This window comes from Sinorhizobium sp. CCBAU 05631, from assembly GCF_002288505.1.
Classification (GTDB): domain Bacteria; phylum Pseudomonadota; class Alphaproteobacteria; order Rhizobiales; family Rhizobiaceae; genus Sinorhizobium; species Sinorhizobium fredii_C.
Genome location: NZ_CP023064.1, coordinates 1197792 through 1214229, shown reverse-complemented (window position 1 = coordinate 1214229; position 16438 = coordinate 1197792). Strand labels below are relative to the sequence as shown.

The 16438-nt window shown below is 62.4% G+C and carries 14 protein-coding genes; 6 read left to right on the top strand and 8 right to left on the bottom strand.

Annotated features, from left to right (window positions below):
* Nucleotides 1-4 precede the first annotated feature (4 nt).
* The gene (gene pseH, locus SS05631_RS25125; RefSeq protein WP_037416281.1) at nucleotides 5-562 is read left to right on the top strand and encodes a UDP-4-amino-4,6-dideoxy-N-acetyl-beta-L-altrosamine N-acetyltransferase; all 558 of its coding nucleotides are present in this window, start codon (nucleotides 5-7) and stop codon (nucleotides 560-562) included.
* A gap of 1 nt (nucleotide 563) precedes the next feature.
* On the top strand, nucleotides 564-1616 hold the full coding sequence (gene pseI, locus SS05631_RS25120) for a pseudaminic acid synthase (protein ID WP_095678089.1): 1053 nt from the start codon (nucleotides 564-566) through the stop codon (nucleotides 1614-1616).
* A gap of 579 nt (nucleotides 1617-2195) precedes the next feature.
* Here pseI and SS05631_RS25110 read toward each other — a convergent pair.
* From SS05631_RS25110 to SS05631_RS25095, 4 genes are read right to left on the bottom strand one after another with little or no spacing between them, the layout of a single operon-like run.
* Nucleotides 2196-3527, bottom strand: coding sequence for an RkpR, polysaccharide export protein (locus tag SS05631_RS25110; RefSeq protein WP_037416290.1), 1332 nt, complete (start codon nucleotides 3525-3527; stop codon nucleotides 2196-2198).
* Nucleotides 3528-4187, bottom strand: a complete 660-nt coding sequence (locus SS05631_RS25105) for an ABC transporter ATP-binding protein (protein ID WP_037416292.1) — start codon at nucleotides 4185-4187, stop codon at nucleotides 3528-3530.
* Nucleotides 4184-4954 (bottom strand): ABC transporter permease, encoded by a 771-nt coding sequence (locus SS05631_RS25100; RefSeq protein ID WP_037416294.1) that lies wholly within the window; start codon nucleotides 4952-4954, stop codon nucleotides 4184-4186. Before SS05631_RS25100 ends, SS05631_RS25105 begins: the two co-directional genes overlap by 4 nt.
* A gap of 4 nt (nucleotides 4955-4958) precedes the next feature.
* On the bottom strand, nucleotides 4959-6242 hold the full coding sequence (locus SS05631_RS25095) for a capsular polysaccharide biosynthesis protein (protein WP_037416297.1): 1284 nt from the start codon (nucleotides 6240-6242) through the stop codon (nucleotides 4959-4961).
* A gap of 387 nt (nucleotides 6243-6629) precedes the next feature.
* On the opposite strand from SS05631_RS25095, the gene SS05631_RS25090 reads away from it, so the two are divergent.
* The 3 genes from SS05631_RS25090 to SS05631_RS25080 all read left to right on the top strand — a co-directional run bounded on the left by SS05631_RS25090 (nucleotide 6630) and on the right by SS05631_RS25080 (nucleotide 10355).
* Complete coding sequence (locus SS05631_RS25090) at nucleotides 6630-8378, top strand: type I secretion system permease/ATPase (protein WP_162109088.1); 1749 nt, start codon at nucleotides 6630-6632, stop codon at nucleotides 8376-8378.
* Nucleotides 8375-9691, top strand: a complete 1317-nt coding sequence (locus SS05631_RS25085; protein ID WP_037416302.1) for an HlyD family type I secretion periplasmic adaptor subunit — start codon at nucleotides 8375-8377, stop codon at nucleotides 9689-9691. The genes SS05631_RS25090 and SS05631_RS25085 overlap by 4 nt, the downstream gene beginning before the upstream one ends.
* Before the next feature lie 226 nt (nucleotides 9692-9917).
* A complete protein-coding gene (locus tag SS05631_RS25080) occupies nucleotides 9918-10355 on the top strand; it encodes a hypothetical protein (RefSeq protein ID WP_037416305.1) in 438 nt (145 codons plus the stop codon).
* A gap of 297 nt (nucleotides 10356-10652) precedes the next feature.
* On the opposite strand, the gene SS05631_RS25075 is transcribed toward SS05631_RS25080, so the two are convergent.
* Nucleotides 10653-11978, bottom strand: a complete 1326-nt coding sequence (locus tag SS05631_RS25075; RefSeq protein ID WP_037416308.1) for an FAD-binding oxidoreductase — start codon at nucleotides 11976-11978, stop codon at nucleotides 10653-10655.
* 244 nt (nucleotides 11979-12222) lie between these two features.
* Between SS05631_RS25075 and SS05631_RS25070 the strand changes: the two genes are divergently transcribed.
* A complete protein-coding gene (locus tag SS05631_RS25070; RefSeq protein ID WP_037416311.1) occupies nucleotides 12223-12699 on the top strand; it encodes an Lrp/AsnC family transcriptional regulator in 477 nt (158 codons plus the stop codon).
* A 200-nt stretch (nucleotides 12700-12899) separates the two neighbouring features.
* Here SS05631_RS25070 and SS05631_RS25065 read toward each other — a convergent pair whose 3' ends face one another.
* The 3 genes from SS05631_RS25065 to SS05631_RS25055 are packed head-to-tail and all read right to left on the bottom strand — an operon-like array spanning nucleotide 12900 to nucleotide 16377.
* Nucleotides 12900-14561: an ABC transporter ATP-binding protein gene (locus SS05631_RS25065; RefSeq protein ID WP_037416313.1), complete on the bottom strand. Its 1662-nt coding sequence runs from the start codon at nucleotides 14559-14561 to the stop codon at nucleotides 12900-12902.
* Entirely contained in the window at nucleotides 14561-15430 is an 870-nt protein-coding gene (locus SS05631_RS25060) for an ABC transporter permease (RefSeq protein ID WP_037416316.1), read from the bottom strand. Before SS05631_RS25060 ends, SS05631_RS25065 begins: the two co-directional genes overlap by 1 nt.
* Complete coding sequence (locus tag SS05631_RS25055; protein ID WP_037416319.1) at nucleotides 15427-16377, bottom strand: ABC transporter permease; 951 nt, start codon at nucleotides 16375-16377, stop codon at nucleotides 15427-15429. Before SS05631_RS25055 ends, SS05631_RS25060 begins: the two co-directional genes overlap by 4 nt.
* Nucleotides 16378-16438: the final 61 nt, after the last annotated feature.

The window sequence follows — 16438 nt, the reverse complement described above, 5'->3', positions numbered from 1 at the left end:
TGTAATGTCGAACAGTATATATGGCCGTCTTCGTGCGGCCACTAATGATGATCTCCCCATGATGAGAAACTGGCGCAATATTCCGTCAGTACGTGACAAAATGTACACATGCCATGAGATTTCGGAGGAAGAGCACCAGCGTTGGTGGGCGAGAATTAAGTCTGCGGACAACCAAAGATACTTCATCTACGAATATCAAAACGTGCCGATGGGCGTGGTTTCGTTCAATAACATAGATGAGGGAAACGAGAACGCAAGTTGGGCGTTTTATGCATCTCCGGATGCCGAGCGGGGTACCGGTTCACGAATGGAATTTCTCGCGTTGGACTACGCCTTTTTTGAGCTAAAGCTGCATAAGCTTTCCTGTGAAGTTCTGGACTTCAACACGACTGTCATCAGGCTTCATAAGAAATTTGGCTTCGTGGAAGAGGGCATCCTTCGCCAGCAGTATCAGCGCGACGGGACATTCTACGACATCCATAGACTTGGCGTCTTAGCGAGCGAGTGGATAGATAAGCGCAACGACATGCTTGCTAGCATCCCGATATCTAGAGGAGAGTAAATTGGGCAGAAATCTCACCATTGCGGGAAGGCAGATTGGGCCAGATTCCCCCCCGTACGTCATTGCCGAAATGTCCGCCAACCATAATGGTCGGATCGCGACCGCGTTGTCGCTGATCGATGAAGCGAAGCGTGCGGGCGCAAACGCCGTAAAGCTTCAGACATATCGGCCGGACACGATAACTTTGGACAGTGATGCGCAAGACTTTCGCATTGAGGGTGGCCTTTGGGGCGGAAAGACTCTCTACCAACTATACAGTGAGGCTTATATGCCATGGGAATGGCACGCGCCCCTGTTCGACCACGCCCGCAAGGTTGGTATCACGATTTTCAGTTCTCCCTTCGATGCCACCGCGATCGATCTCCTGGAGGATCTGAATGCTCCAGCTTACAAGATCGCTTCTTTCGAGGCAGTGGACCTTCCGCTGATCCGTTATGCTGCTGGCACCGGCAAGCCAATGATTATTTCAACTGGTATGGCAGACGATGAGGAAATTGCGGAAGCGATCGAGGCTGCACGCGAGGGTGGATGTAAGGACCTGGCTATACTTCACTGCGTGAGCGGCTACCCTGCGCCAGCCAGCGACTATAATCTGCGGACGATCCCGGACATGATAGAACGCTTCGGATTGGCAACCGGCCTTTCAGATCACACGCTTGACAATACAACGGCCATTGCCAGCGTTGCCCTGGGTGGCTCGTTGATCGAGAAGCACTTTACCCTCGACAGAAGCGGGGGCGGGCCCGATGATAGCTTTTCCCTTGAGCCCCACGAGTTTGCAGCGCTTTGCCGCGATGCAAAGACCGCTTGGGAAGCGCTTGGCAATGTCGATTACGGCCACAAATCGAGCGAGACAGGAAACGTGAAATTCCGGCGTTCGCTCTACTTCGTTAAGTCTCTTAAGGCTGGTGACATCGTAACGGCGGATTCCGTTAGAAGTGTAAGGCCTGGCTTCGGACTGGCACCAAAGTACCTCGATCAGATTCTAGGCAAGGCGTTGCGAAAAGACGTGGAAGTCAATACACCAGTGACAAAGGATTCCGTTACCCTATAGGTCTTGTGACACGCCGGACCTCGGTTGAAATACCCGCAAAGGCAGCCTGGGACGCACAGCTCCCAATGTTCTCACGTTGCTGAAATTGCCGCTTCGGGGTATGGGCGGCGTGTATTGTGGTTGCCATTGGGCGTCGGTAAAGCGGGCGAAAGCTAATTTTTGGGCTAGATCGGCCTAATACCGACACCAGAGACACTCAGTGAAGGCGAAGGCAGGCGTGAAGCAGAATACCGAGCGGCGACGACAAGAGAGTGTGGATCAGCAGGATATCGAAGCCGTCCAACACTTGGATCTTACGAATTCCGAGCGCAGAGCACTCCTCTCGCTCATGCGTCGGGGCGTTCCGCACTTCAACATGTGGTCTGAAGACATCCAAGGGCTGTTTAGGAAGAGCGTTGTATTTCCTATTGACGACAATCACGAAGTCTACGCCGTGCGTCGAGATATTTGGGCGGCAAGGGAGCAATACGCGCATGCACACAAAGACTAGAGACTCCCTTTGAAGAAGTGAGGTCTGGTGCGCTCGCAAAGGTTGTCAGGGTCGAAAACGCCGTCCGATATCTATAGCTCTCGGGAGCGCTAGGCCCGATCGCGGATATTGTAATAGCTCATCACGCCGATCCCCCAGGCAAAGAGCAGCCCGAGAAGGACGAGGAGCGAGTTCAGCAATCGGGCCGGGTATTGAGCCAGCTCAGAAAGAGTTGGCTCAATGAAAAGCGCCAGATAACGCTGGCGATTATTCGCCTCGATGCGTGCCCTTTCAAGGGAGCCGAGGGCAGCCGTATAGGCGCGTTCTGCAAATTCGCGTTCGGTTTCCAACTCCTCGAACTCGGCGATGCGCCCGGCGACATCCGGTACAGTGGGGTCATCTGCGGCGGCCTTCTCGCCGGTCCCAAGCCGCTGACGCTCTATCGCGAGTTGCTGTTCCAAACTTTCGATGCGCGTCTTCAGAACACGAATCCGGGGTGTATCCTCGCTCATCTGGCTCTTAGCTGCGGCGAGGTCGGCATTGACCTTTGTCAGTTCCGCCTCGAGACCGCCGATCAGTTGCACGGCAAGCTTTGCCCCTTCTTCCGGGCTGATTTCCTGCGATTTGTCGCGGTAAACGCGGAGCGCCGCGCGTGCCTTTGAGAGCCGGGCTTCACCCGCCAGCACCTCGTCCTGCGCAGCTCGCAGCACGTCGTTGCGCGCCGAAAGCGACAGGCTGTTCACGAGGTTGTCGCTCCGATCAACGATGAATTGCGCGATCTCCCGCGCCTGCTTCGGCTCGAAAGCCTTGACGTCCACCTGCATGATGCCGGAGGCGTGGTCGAAATTGACGTTCACCATGTCCCGCCAATAGGCGAGCTTGTCCTCGATCGACAGGCCGGAGCCGATGCCGTAGAAATAATCGAGCCCGCGGGTGGCGTAGACATCCTCCAGCTTGAACTTGCGGTCCACATCCACGGTCATGCGCTCGCTGAGGATGTAATCCATGAGGATATAGCTGTCCGAGACCGTGCTGCTTCCGGAAGCCTGAGTGAACATGCCGAGGATATCGGTCGCTCCTCCGCCCTCGATGCTGCGCACGGCGAAGGAGGTCGTGCTGTGATACTGGTCCGCGGCGATGAAGGCCATATAAAGAGAGGCAAGCGTCGCCGGCAGGGCAACGAGCCCAAGGAAGGAGGCGCCGACGATGGCGTGGCGCCAGCGAAGTTTCTTCAACCAGAATTTCTTGCCAGCCTTCTTGGCGGGGTCCAGTTTGTTGCGTCCTGGGAGCGGAATGACGGGCGCACTCTCCTTGCCGAGGAGCCCCTCCAACACGGTGATGCCCTTGCCCTTGCCTTTGGCGGCTGGTGTGGGGGCGGCTGGTTTATCGGCGGGCTGCGCGGGGTCCGGCTTGTTTGCTGCCGCGTCTTTACTAGCCGCCATTCAATTTCCCTTCATATTCTCGTCGTGCGCGCGCAGCGCGTCCTCGACATCGTCATAATAAGTCAGCTTGCCTTTTTCCAGTACCACGCCGCAATCGCAATAGGTGCGGATCGTAGAGGTGCTATGAGAGACCATAATCAAATCGGATTCTTGAAGCTTGGTCTCGAACACAGTCTGACACTTTTTCTTAAAGTTTGCGTCACCAACCGCGGTGACTTCGTCGACAAGATAATAGTCGAAATTGACGCCCATGCTCAAGCCGAAGGCAAGTCGCGCCTTCATGCCGGAGGAATAGGTGCCGACCGGCGCCTTGAAGAAGGGGCCGAGCTCGGCAAAGTCCTCAACATAGGCGATCAACTCCTCCGTATCGACTCCATAGATGCGGGCCACGAAACGCACATTCTGCTCGCCGGTCATTGTCCCCTGGAAGCTGCCGGAAAAGCCGAGCGGCCAGGAGATCTGGCCGCGGCGGATGATTCGGCCCTTGTCGAGTTTGAGCGCGCCGGCGATCAGCCGAAGCAGTGTCGACTTGCCGGCGCCGTTGCGGCCGAGCAGCCCGACGCTTTTTCCCCGGTTGAGGGTAAGCGAGGCGTCCTCGATGATCGGCTTCTTGATGCCCTTGGTGCGGGCATATTTTGTCGCCTGCTCGAACCGGATCATTCGTTTCTCAGCGTTTTTCGGGAGAGGGTGAAGACCAGCATTCCGGCAAACAATGTCAGAAATGCGATTCCATAAAGATAAGTCATGTCAAGGCCTATGGCCCGGTATTCGGGGTAGAAGCCTTTTCGAAACCCCATGATGACGTGGACGAGCGGATTGATAAGCACGAGATCACGATAGGGCGCGGGGATTGAATCCGGCAGGAAGAACACGCCGGAAATCAGGAAGAGCGGCCGATTGACGATGCTGAAGACCTGCTCATAGAGGGGGTATTTGAGAAACAGCACGGCATTGATCATCGCCACGCCGAGGCCGAAAAGGCAGGCCATGGCGATTGCCTCCAAGATTGCCGGCCAGTGTAGATTCGTGTCAACGCGCATGGTCGCGACGATGGTTCCGAGGACGATGACGGCGACCAGCGTCGTCGTGCAGACCTGAAGGATAAAGCGCGCCACGATCGTATCGATCGGAGCGACATTGGGGTAGCTGAGCAGCGCCTTGTTGGCTCGGACCGCGCTGTTCAAGTAGCTCGTCATCGCCTGGTAAAACTGAAAAGCAATATAGCCGGTGGCGAAGAACAGCACGAAGCTGGTGCCGAGCGCCGGCGCCCGGGCGATCGCCCGAAAGATGAAGGTCATCAGCAGGATATGGGCCGCCGGGTCGAGCAGCGCCCAGACATAGCCGCCGGGCTTCGAGCCGAAGCGCGTCGCCATCTCCCGCACGAGGAGTGCACCGACGACGCGGATATGGGTGGAGAGATAGCTCACGGCTTCACCCGAACGGATAGAGAATGCGGCCGATCAGCCGCAGCCGCCGGTCGGAGAGGCTGCGGAAGAAGCGGATGGGGTCGGCCTGGAAATCTTCGGCGTCGCGGTCGTTGCCGGCATGGCGGATCGCCGGCGCCATGATCGCGGTGAGCAGATGGCGCCAGCCGAGCACGCCGTAGGGGCCCCACGGCCGCCAGGCCGGGCGGGAAGGGTGTCTGAGATCGGGTTCGTCGAGTTGCCGCTTGATCGCGGCGACGGTCGCTTCGAATGATGTCTCATCTCCGGTGACGGGATCGAAGTAGCGAGGATAGAGGAGATAGGCGCCGGCGAAAAGCGCCTCCAGCGAAAGCCTCCTGCCGCGGCGCGGATTGGACTGCCTGTCGTCCGTCAGCCCCCAGCCGGCATAGAAGGGCGAGCCGGCCGTCGTCACTTTGATGCCGCGCATGAGTGCCTCGAAGCCGGCCAACGAGGTGATCGTATAGACATGATCGACCGTGCGCAGCGCCTCGGCCAGCGGCAAGCTCTCGGTGACCACGTCGCAGAGATGCGCGACTTCGGCGGGGTCGGAGCGGGCCGGACGAACCCGGCTCAACACGTCCGGGTGCGGCTTATAGAGGACCTGAGCCTCCGGCTGCTCCGACGCGGCAAGACGCACGAGATCGTTGTTGGTCATCGGGCTTGGGCAGCCGTAGCGGATCGAAGCATCGTCCTCAACCTGGCCGACGACCAGCACGCGCTTGCGCGTCTTTGGTCCATAAATCTCTTCCGCCGTCCGCTGCAGCCCGCCATTGTATTTGCTGATGCCGCTCTCCAGGAGCAGCGCGGCGCCGGCGCGCGCCCGCTCCATCAGCGCCGCATCCGCCTCGAAGTCATAGGTTGAGAGCAGCACTTCGAGATCGGACGGCCGGTCGCAATCGAAATAGGGCGTCCTGCTGTCGAGCGCTAGCGACAGGGGAGGCGTACGGCTGGCGCTGGGCCGCACTGACCTAAGGAAGCCGTCCTCTACGAAGCAAACAGGGATGTTCTGCTTTGTCGCGATTTCGGCCAGCGCCGGTGGCAAGGCGGCGCCCCAGACGAAGAACTCGCATGGCGCCTCGAGGAGAATGCCAGGCTTCCAAGTCCTGTCGAAATCGGAGTCACTCAGGTTTTTTGGCAGAAAGTGAAATCGCCGGTCGGGAAACGAGCGCTCCAGAAAGGGCCTCTTCCATTCGGTCACATGGACGGCAAAAGTCGCCAGCCGCTTCACAGAAGCGCCACCAGAAATTTCAGGGGCAGCTTTTCTGCTCACCACTCTCCACCGAGATCAAGTCGCGTCGCCCTGCACATAAAGCTCTCCTTCCTGGTTCGCAACACTATCCTGCCGAATTTGCGAGACAGGTAGCGGAGGCGTGTTCGCATCGCCGAGGGCCGGCAATGGCGCGGCCTGCCGCCGCATCCCAATGGGCAGGTCCGCTCGCGCCATCGGCAACCGACAACCGACCGTATAATCCCTGTCACCCCGGTAACAACTTCTGCATGCGGACTTTGAAAAATTAGGCCAACGTGATTTAAGGTGCGGAGCAACAAGCTGAACGAACACAATCGTTCTCGGCGCGTCCGTGCCGGGACCTCAACAAAAGGCCGCCCTTGCGGCCGGACCATGCCGACCTGGAGAAATTCGCCGGTGCCTGAACCTTTGACAGTATCGAGCGGCAGGAATGTCGATCCCGCCTCCGCCCTGCGAGAGTGCCGATCCGCCTTTGTCGGCGTCGGCATTGCCAGTGCGCTCGTCAATATCCTCTATCTCACCGGCTCGTTCTTCATGCTCGAGGTCTATGACCGGGTTCTGCCCAGTCGCAGCATTCCCTCGCTGATTGCGCTCTGTCTGCTCGCCCTCTTGCTCTATGCCTTCCAGGGCGCCTTCGAGCTGATCCGCGGGCGGATGCTGGTGCGCATCGCCGGCGCGCTCGACGAGAGCTTGAGCGGCCGCATCTATCGGGCGGTGGTGAAGGCACCCTTGAAGCTGAAGATGCAGGGAGACGGGCTGCAGGCGCTGCGCGACTTCGATCAGGTTCGCTCGTTCCTCTCGGGCGCCGGGCCGGCGGCGCTGTTCGATCTTCCCTGGCTGCCCTTCTATGTCGCCATCTGCTTCCTGTTCCATCCGGTCATCGGCTTCGTGGCGATCGGCGGCGGGCTGATCCTGACGCTTCTCACCTATCTCACCAATCGCGGCACGCAAGCGCCTGCCAGGAAGGCATCCGAGGCGGGCGGCCTTCGCAGCGCCTTTGCCCAGGCCTCGCAGCGCAATGCCGAGGTCGTCCAGGCGATGGGCATGACCGGCCGGCTTGCCGAGCTCTGGGAACGCCGCAACGCCGAATACCGGGAGGAAAACCGCCGCACATCCGATATCGGCAACGGCTATGGGGCGCTCTCCAAGGTCTTCCGCATGGCGCTGCAGTCGGGCGTGCTGGCTGCGGGCGCCGTGCTGGTGATCGAGGGCCAGGCTTCGCCCGGCATCATCATCGCCGGCTCGATCCTCACCGCCCGGGCGCTCGCCCCGGTCGAGCTCGCCATCGGCAACTGGCGCGGCCTCGTTCAGGCGCGGCAGAGCTGGCAGCGCCTGAAGGACCTGTTGAAGGCCTTGCCGGAGGCCGAAACCCCGCTGGCGCTGCCGAAGCCGCACGAGCGTCTGAGTGTCGAGGCGCTGGCGAGCGGGCCGCCGGCGGCGCAGCGGCTGATCTTCACCGATATCAATTTCACCGTGCGGGCCGGCAGCGCTCTCGGCGTCATCGGCCCGAGCGGATCGGGAAAGTCGTCCTTGGCGCGCGCCCTTATCGGCGTCTGGCCGGCCTATCGCGGCTCGGTGCGGCTGGATGGGGCGGCCCTCGACCAATGGGACGGCGACGCGCTCGGACGGCATATCGGCTACCTGCCGCAGGACGTGGAGCTTTTCGCCGGAACCGTGGCGCAGAACATCTGCCGCTTCGCCGCGGATGCGACCTCCGAGGCGATCGTCGCGGCTGCCAAGGCGGCGCGCGTCCATGAGCTGATCCTTCGCCTTCCGAACGGCTTCGACACCGAGATCGGCGAGAGCGGCACGGCGCTCTCGGCCGGCCAGCGCCAGCGCATCGCGCTCGCCCGGGCGCTCTATGGCGATCCCTTCCTGGTGGTCCTCGACGAGCCGAATTCGAACCTAGATGCGGATGGCGAGCAGGCGCTGAGCGAGGCGATCATGAATGTGCGGCGGCGCGGCGGCATCGTCGTGGTGATTGCCCACCGCCCGAGCGCGCTTGCGAGCACCGACCTCGTACTGATGATGAACGAGGGGCGGCAGCAGGCATTCGGCCCGAAGGAGGAAGTGCTCGGCAAAGTGTTGAGGGGGCAGCAGACGGAACGCCCGTCCCCGCTGAAGATCGTCGCGGAAGGCCAGGAGGCAAAGCAATGAGCGGAAGCACGCAACGGGCGCCCAATGCGCGCCGCTCGCTTTCTCGCCACATGATCGGGGTCTCGGTCCTCGCGCTTGCCCTCGTCGCCGGCGTCGGCGGCTGGGCGGCGACGACGGAGCTGTCGAGCGCGATCGTCGCCGGCGGCGTCGTGGTCGTGGACGACAATGTCAAGAAGGTCCAGCATCTGACCGGTGGCATCGTCGGCGAACTCAAGGTCAAGGAGGGCGACCGCGTCGAGGCCGGCCAGGTGCTGATCCGGCTCGACGGCACCACGGTGCGTGCGAACCTTGCGATCGTCGAAAGCACGCTGGCGCAGCTTTACGCGCGCCGCGCCCGGCTGCTGGCCGAGCGGATCGGCGCCGAGTCGTTCGAGATCGACAAGGACCTCGCGAACTTCGTCTCCAGCGCGGCGGCGGCAAAACTCGTCGATGGCGAGCAGAAGCTCTTCGCCAGCCGCCGCACGGCGCTGCTCGGCATGAAGGGGCAGCTGCAGTCGCGCAAGGCGCAGCTGGCCGACGAGATCGACGGCCTGACCGTGCAGCTGAAGGCGATCGAGGACGCCTTGACGCTGATCGCGGAGGAACTGACCGGCGTCGATTCGCTCTATGGCCGGGGCCTGGTGCCGATGCAACGGGTGACGACGCTGAAACGCCAGCGGGCGGAGCTCGAGGGCGACCGCGGCCGGTATATCGCCTCGCGTGCCCAGGCACGCGGCAAATCCAGCGAGATCGACCTGCAGGTCCTGCAACTGGACGAGGACCGGCGCACGGAAATCTCCAAGGAGCTGACCGATGTCGAGGCGAAGATCGCCGAATATGAGGAGCGGCGCACGGCCGCGACGGACCAGTTGCGGCGGCTCGACATCACCGCGCCGCTGCCGGGCCGCGTCTATCAGCTGGCCGTCCATACGGTGAACGGCGTCGTCAATCCCGGCGAGACGCTGATGCTCGTGGTACCGGAGGCCGACGAACTCACCGTCGAGGCGCGGGTGGCGACCCACGACATCGACCAGATCCGTGTCGGCCAGCCGGTCGAGATCCGCTTCAGCGCCTTCAACCAGCGCACGACGCCGGAGGTCGAGGCCGAGGTGGTGACCGTCGCCCCGGATATGGTCAGCGACGAGAGGACCGGCGCCACCTACTATCCGCTGCGCATTCGCCCGAAGCCGGAGAGCCTTGCCAAGCTCAAGGGCCTCTCCCTCTATCCCGGCATGCCGGCCGAGGTGTTCATCAAGATCGCCGATCGCACGGTGATTTCCTATCTGGCGAAGCCGCTCACCGACCAGATGAGGCACGCATTCCGCGAGGATTGAGACGGTTAGGAGAAACGCGCCGGCGGGCCCGAGCATGCGCGCATCGCCGGCTCGTCACCGTGAGAGGGCGGCGTCGGGGCGCGGGTGCGTGCGAAATCCCTCAATTTTTGCTGGTTAAGTGTTCGCGGGGCATTTTCGTGATTGGACTTCGCGGCCGGTTGGAGTCACGTTTATTAGGCGTATGAGGTGGAATGGGGGACCAACTAAGTCTGATTAGGAGGTCACAATGAAGCACCATGCAATCGAAGACCTGCAAAGTGTCGCCGAGGTCAAACAGGACCTTCCGCGCCGGACCCTGTCGCGTAGCGAGCGTCTGGAGCGCTGGGCGGAACTCCTGGAACGCAGCCCGCACAGACGGCTTTCGACGTTGCACGAGACCGAGTATCAGCCGGCGCATGTACGCGCCACGATGCGCGGCGACGGCACGCCGATCTCCGTTGCATTCGAGGACCCGGTCCTGCGGACCGCCGGCCTGGACAATGACAGCTACGGCGAGGCGAAGCGGTTCTTCGAATTGAGTGACGAGCAATTGCACAAGGTCATCTGCTATTGCCATTTCGGCGCCACGGTCAGTGCGTCGACGGCGGCACGTCACATTCGCGCGATGCTTGTCGAAAACCAGCCAGGCCTGTTTGCCCGCTTGCGCCAGATTTTCTTCGGCTAAGGCAGGCGACGTTTGCCACGACGGCTTTGAATGGCGGCCGACGACGCCGGCCGGAGAGGGTGTGTTGTGTTGCGGCTTGTCCGCTGCAACGTCGCCTGGTGAACGTCTCAAAGGTACTGGCGATCCAAAGCGGGGGAGGCACTTCGCCGCTACGCCGCCTCTTGCATCTTCGAGCAAGGGACGCGGGAGCGGCGGAGTGTGCGCGACCCGGCCGCAAACTCCACTTTCACCCGCGCCCGTTCGCGGGCCGCTGGCCTGTACAGCCGCGTTGCCACATTGCCCGCATCAAGAATCGTGTCAAAAATCGGCGACCTTGCCCCAGGCCGAGCCGTTCAGCCGGTCGGGTCGATAAGGTTTCGGGTCGACGATCGGCGGCTCACCCGTGACGATATCCGCGACAAGGTGGCCCGCGCCGGGTCCGATGCCGAAGCCGTGGCCGCTGAAGCCGGCGGCGAGCACCAGGCCGGGGAGCGAGCCGATCTCGCCGATTGCCGGGACCCCGTCCGGGGTGCTGTCGATATAGCCGGCCCAGGCGGCGCTGACCGGCCGCTTCTCGAGCGCCGGCAGGAGCGCCCGGGCCCGCTTCAAAGTCAACCGGATCTGCGCCTGATTCGGGCGAGGATCGAGGATGCGGTTGAACTCCATCGGCGTCGGCCGGTCGAGCCGCCAGCGCGACAGCGTCTCATGACCGGATTTCCAGCCTTCGATGCCGCCGGGCGCGAGGCTGCGCCAGCGTCGCGCGAACATCGGTACGAAATGCCGGGCAAAGCGCATCTGCTGCGGGGTCGGATCGACCCGGGCGCGGCCGCTGATCGCCAGCGTATAGCCGCCGTCGCTACGGCGCGTCGCCGAGACTGCGGCGGTGTGCAGCGCTGGCGGCAGGTCCTCGGCACCGGGCGCCACGGACAGGATCGAGGCGCGGATCGAGGCCTGCGGAAAGCGAATGCCGAGCTGCCGGCAGAAGGAGGAGGCCCAGGCGCCGCCGGAAAGCACGGCGATTGGGGTGCGGATCGTGCCGGCTTCGGTGACGACGCCGCTGACCCGTCCGCCCTCGAGCTCGATGCCGCGGGCCGCGCACATCTGGTGCACGGTTCCGCCGAGCTTCATGACCGCGCGGGCGACAACCGGCGCGGCGCGCGAGGGATCGGCGGTGCCGTCGCTCGGCGAAAAGACGCCTCCCTTCCAGCGGCGGCCGGTCGCCGCACCCTTTTCACTCGCCTGCGTTTGATCGAGCATGTGGGTCGTCACTCCGACGCCGCGGGCAAAGTCGCCCCAGCGTGCCCAGCCGGCAAGCTCGCTTTCGTCATTGCTGAGATAGAGCAGGCCGCAGCGGCGAAAGCCGGTGTCTTCGCCGGTTTCCGCGGCGAAGCTCTCCCAGAGCGACAGGCTCTTGGTCGCCATCGGCAACTCGCGCGCGTCCCGGTTCTGCTGTCGGCACCAGCCCCAATTGCGGCTGGATTGCTCGGCGCCGACCAGGCCTTTTTCCAGGAGCGCGACCTTGAGGCCGCGCCGTGCCAGATGATAGGCGGCAAAAACCCCGACGATGCCGCCGCCAATGACGACGGCGTCGGCGCTCGCCGGCAGCGCTGGCGTGGTTTCGATATGAAGAAGCGGGGCAGGCATCAGCGGTCTCCGGTCTAACCGAACGGCATTCTAGCGCTTCGGCGATTGCAAGACTGCCGCACATCGGCGCTTCACAGCATATTCTTCCGTTCGCTCGACCCAGGGCCAATGCTTATTCTGGTGGAGATTGCCTAAACTTATCAGGGCAGGGTAGGCCTTTTCAGCTTGTCAGTCAGTACACGCCGCATAAGATGCTGGACAGTCCGAGTCGTATTGCGGCCCCCGGGCCAATTGGAGAGCGCCGATGAAACTCGACCGGATCGACATCAAGATCCTCTACGAACTGCAGAAGAACGGCCGCATCACCAATGTCGAGCTCGCCGAACTCGTCAATCTCTCGCCCAGCCCCTGCCTGATGCGGGTGAAGAAGCTGCAGGCGGAAGGCTATATCGTCGGCTATTCGGCGCAAATCAATATCGCCAAGCTCGGCCAGACCCTGACGGTCTTCACCGAGGTGACGCTGAAGAATCATCGCCAGATCGACTTCGCCCGCTTTCTCGCCGCCGTCGAGAAGGTCGACTCCGTCGTGGAGTGTCACCTGGTGTCCGGCGGTTACGACTACCTCCTGAAGTTCGTCACCGGCGGGATCGTCGAATACCAGACGATCATGGAACGGCTGATCGACATGGATGTCGGCATCGACAAGTATTTCAGCTATGTCGTCTTGAAGTCGCCGATCGTCAAATCGCACATGCCGCTGACCAGCCTGTTTCAGGTATAGGTGGCGCCTCTCGATCCATGTGTTCGCCCCTGACTCTAACCCTCTCCCTTTGACGGGGAGAGGAGACCGGAACCCGCGGCTTACCAGGCATGGCAGCGGCAGCCCTCGTCAAGGCCGGGACTGGCAGCCCGCGGCTCGTCCGTTCTCCCCGCCGTGCGCGCAGGCGGATCAGGCCAATCGCATTGCCACCAGATATTTTTTTACCCCGCCTTGCTGAGCGCCCGCGCCAGCTCCGGCCGCCGATCGAGACCGTCGAGCCAGCCGGTGTCGAGTTTCGGCACGGAGGCGAAGAGCAGCTTGGAATAGGGGTGCTTCGCGCCGGTCGCGAGCTCGGCCGAGGCGAGCTGCTCGACCTTCTCGCCCGCATACATGACGACCACCTCGTCGCAGATCGCCTGCACCGTCGAAAGGTCGTGGCTGATGAAGACGTAGGAGAGGCCGAGCTCGCGCTGCAGTTCCTTGAGCAGGTCGATGACCGCGGCGGCGACGACCGTATCGAGGGCGGAGGTGATTTCGTCGCAAAGGATCAGCTTCGGCTCGGCGGCGAGCGCCCGGGCGAAATTGACGCGCTGCTTCTGGCCGCCGGAAAGCTCGGAGGGGCGGCGATGGCGCAGGTTGCGCGGCAGACGCACCATGTCGAGCAGTTCATCGATGCGGGCGCTGCGGGCGCTGCGACCCATGCCGTGGTAGAAGGCGAGCGGCCGGTCGAGGATATCCTCGACTGACTTTGCTGGGTTGAGTGCGGTGTCGGCATATTGGAAGACGATCTGCATCTCGCGCAGCTGTTCGCGTGAGCGCTCGCGGGCGCTGCGGCCAAGTTCGCGCCCCTCGAACTGGATGCTGCCCGAGACCGCGGGCAGGATGCCGGCAATCGCACGGGCAAGGGTCGACTTGCCGCAGCCGGATTCGCCGATGATGCCGAGATTGCGGCCCTTCTCGACCTTCAGCGAGACCTGCTTGACGGCGCGCACAAGCGGCAATCCGTCCGCCTGTCGCGGCCCGTAGCCCGCGACCAGCGTGTCGATCTGCAAAAGCGGGGCCGGGGCAGATGCGGCGGGACCGGGGGCGGCGCGCGGCTGAGGTTCGAAGGCGTCGAGCAACTCGCGCGTATAGGGGTGCTTGGCGTCGCTGAGGATCTCTTGCGTGGTGCCGACCTCCTGCACTTCGCCGCCCTTTAAGACGACGATGCGATCGGCTATCTGGGCGACGACGGCAAGGTCGTGCGAGACATAGACGCCGGCAATGCCGCCGGCCTTCATGACCGACTTGAAGGCGCGCAGCACTTCGATCTGGGTCGTTACGTCGAGCGCAGTGGTCGGCTCGTCGAAGATCACCAGCTTCGGGTCGCCGATCAGCGCCATCGCGGCGGAAAGGCGTTGCAACTGTCCGCCGGAAACTTGATGCGGATAGCGGCTCCCGATCGTCTCCGGCTCCGGCAGCGACAGGGAACGGAAGAGCGCGACGGCCTTGGCACGCGCCTCGTCGGGCGACATCAACTGATGGATGCGGGTGATCTCGATTACCTGGTCCATGATCGTAGCGGCCGGGTTGAAGGCGGCGGCGGCCGATTGCGGCACATAGGCAACCTCGGTACCGCGGATGCGGGCGCGCTCCGTTTCGCTGAGCCGGACCATGTCCTTGCCGGCGACGGAAACGCTGCCGCCGGAAATGCGGCAGCCGGGACGGGCGTAGCCCATCAGCGTCAGCGCGATCGTCGTCTTGCCCGAGCCGCTTTCGCCGATCAGCGCGACGATCTCACCGTCGGCGATGTCGATGCTGACGCCCTTGATGATCTCGACCTTGCGCCCGGAATCGGTGGTCGCTTCGACCTTCAGGTCACGGATTTCCACGAGATTAGCCATCATTCACTCCGATCACGGATCTTCTGCGGCAGGTTGTCGATGAGGAGGTTGACGCTGATCGTCAGGGTGGCGATGGCGAGCGACGGGAACATGACCGCCGGCGCGCCGAAGGGAAGGCCCCCGATGTTCTCCCGGACGAGAGCGCCCCAGTCGGCATAGGGCGGCTGGACGCCAAGGCCGAGGAAGGAGAGACCAGAGAGCAGCAGGACGATGAAGACGAAGCGGAGGCCGAGATCGGCAAGCACCGGCCCGACAATGTTAGGCAGGATCTCGGAGCGGATCAGATACCAGGTGCTTTCGCCGCGGATCCGGGCGACGGTGATGAAATCCATCGCATTGATGTTGACGGCGAGGGCCCGGGCGAAGCGATAGGCGCCGGGGATGTAGATTACAGACAACGTCAGGATCAGCACCGGAATGGAGGAACCGACGGCGGCGACGACGACGAGGCCGAAGAGCTTGCTCGGGATCGAGTTGAGCGCGTCGAGAAAGCGGCTCAAGACTGTGTCGAGCCAGCCGCCGGCGACCGCGGCGATCATGCCGAGCACCACGCCGGAGAAGCAGGCGATCGTGACCGCGGCAAGCGAGATGCCGACCGTGTAGCGGGCGCCCATCAGGATTCGCGAGAGCATGTCGCGACCGAGATAGTCGGAGCCGAGCCAGAAGTCATGGCTCATCGGGCCGAAGTAGTCGAGATCGACGATCTCGCCGACAGGATAGGGGATGATCATCGGCGCGAAGACCGCGACGAGCGCCCAGGCGATGATGATCGAAAAGCCGATAACGCCGACGAGGTTGAAACGATAGCCAAGCCGGCTTCCGGACTTCCGGATAGCGCTGGTCGATGTGCTCGAAGTGGTCATTGTCATCGAAGCCTCGGATTGGAAAGGATGGCGATGAGGTCGGCCGTGGTGGTCAGCAGCAGGTAGCCGAGACAGAAGATCATCGCGCAGCTTTGGATGAGCGGCAGGTCGCGGGTGGCTACGGCATCAACCATCAGCTTGGCAACACCGGGATAGTTGAAGATCGTCTCGACAATAATAACGCCGCCGAGCAGGTATGAGAGCGAAAGCGCAACCGCATTGACAATCGGGCCCAGAGCGTTGGGCAGCGCGTGGCGAAAAACCATGCGCGGCCGCGAGGCGCCCTTGAGCAACGCCATCTCGACATAGGGCGTGTTGAGCGTCTCGATCACTGCTGCCCGTGTCATGCGGATCATCTGAGCCGAGACACCGAAGGTCAGCGTTATGACCGGCATTGCATAGATGCGCAGGAGATCGGCGAATGAGGTGACTTCATTGGCAACCGAGAGCGCCGGCAGCCACTTCAGATAGACGGCGAAGACCAGCACTGCGGAGGTCGCTATCATGAATTCCGGCACCGAGATCACGCCGATGGTTAGCACGGTAACGGCGCGGTCATAGAGCGAGCCGCGCAGCATCGCCGCTGTTATGCCGAGCGTCAGCGCGATCGGCACGGAGAAGAGCGCGGTGACGCCCGCGAGCTTCAGTGTGTTGACGAAGCGCCCGCCGATCAAATCGGCGACAGGCATCTCGTTTGCATAGGAGGTACCAAGGTCGCCCTGCACGAGACCGACGATCCAGCGCAGGAAACGGAGGATTGCCGGCTCGTCGAGATGCATGGCCTTACGCAGACCCTCGACGGCTTCCGGCGTGGCGGCTTGGCCGAGCAGAATCGACGCGGTATCGCCCGGCAGGAGCGTTGTCGCGAAGAACACGGCGAAGGAGACAATCATCAGGGTGATGAAGGCGATGAGCAATCTACTCAGCGCAAGGGATAGGACCCGGTTGTTCACGCGCGCTCCCTTTCGGCTTTCAAGATAGGTTTCAAACCATACTGTCCGGGGCCGCAGCATC

Excerpts from the sequence above, each read along its gene's own strand:
- SS05631_RS25065 (WP_037416313.1), bottom strand. The coding sequence starts at position 14,561 with ATGGCTAATCTCGTGGAAATCCGTGACCTGAAGGTCGAAGCGACCACC.
- SS05631_RS25060 (WP_037416316.1), bottom strand. The coding sequence starts at position 15,430 with ATGACAATGACCACTTCGAGCACATCGACCAGCGCTATCCGGAAGTCC.
- SS05631_RS25070 (WP_037416311.1), top strand. The coding sequence starts at position 12,223 with ATGAAACTCGACCGGATCGACATCAAGATCCTCTACGAACTGCAGAAG.
- SS05631_RS25075 (WP_037416308.1), bottom strand. The coding sequence starts at position 11,978 with ATGCCTGCCCCGCTTCTTCATATCGAAACCACGCCAGCGCTGCCGGCG.
- SS05631_RS25080 (WP_037416305.1), top strand. The coding sequence starts at position 9,918 with ATGAAGCACCATGCAATCGAAGACCTGCAAAGTGTCGCCGAGGTCAAA.
- SS05631_RS25085 (WP_037416302.1), top strand. The coding sequence starts at position 8,375 with ATGAGCGGAAGCACGCAACGGGCGCCCAATGCGCGCCGCTCGCTTTCT.
- SS05631_RS25110 (WP_037416290.1), bottom strand. The coding sequence starts at position 3,527 with ATGGCGGCTAGTAAAGACGCGGCAGCAAACAAGCCGGACCCCGCGCAG.
- SS05631_RS25105 (WP_037416292.1), bottom strand. The coding sequence starts at position 4,187 with ATGATCCGGTTCGAGCAGGCGACAAAATATGCCCGCACCAAGGGCATC.
- pseH (WP_037416281.1), top strand. The coding sequence starts at position 5 with ATGTCGAACAGTATATATGGCCGTCTTCGTGCGGCCACTAATGATGAT.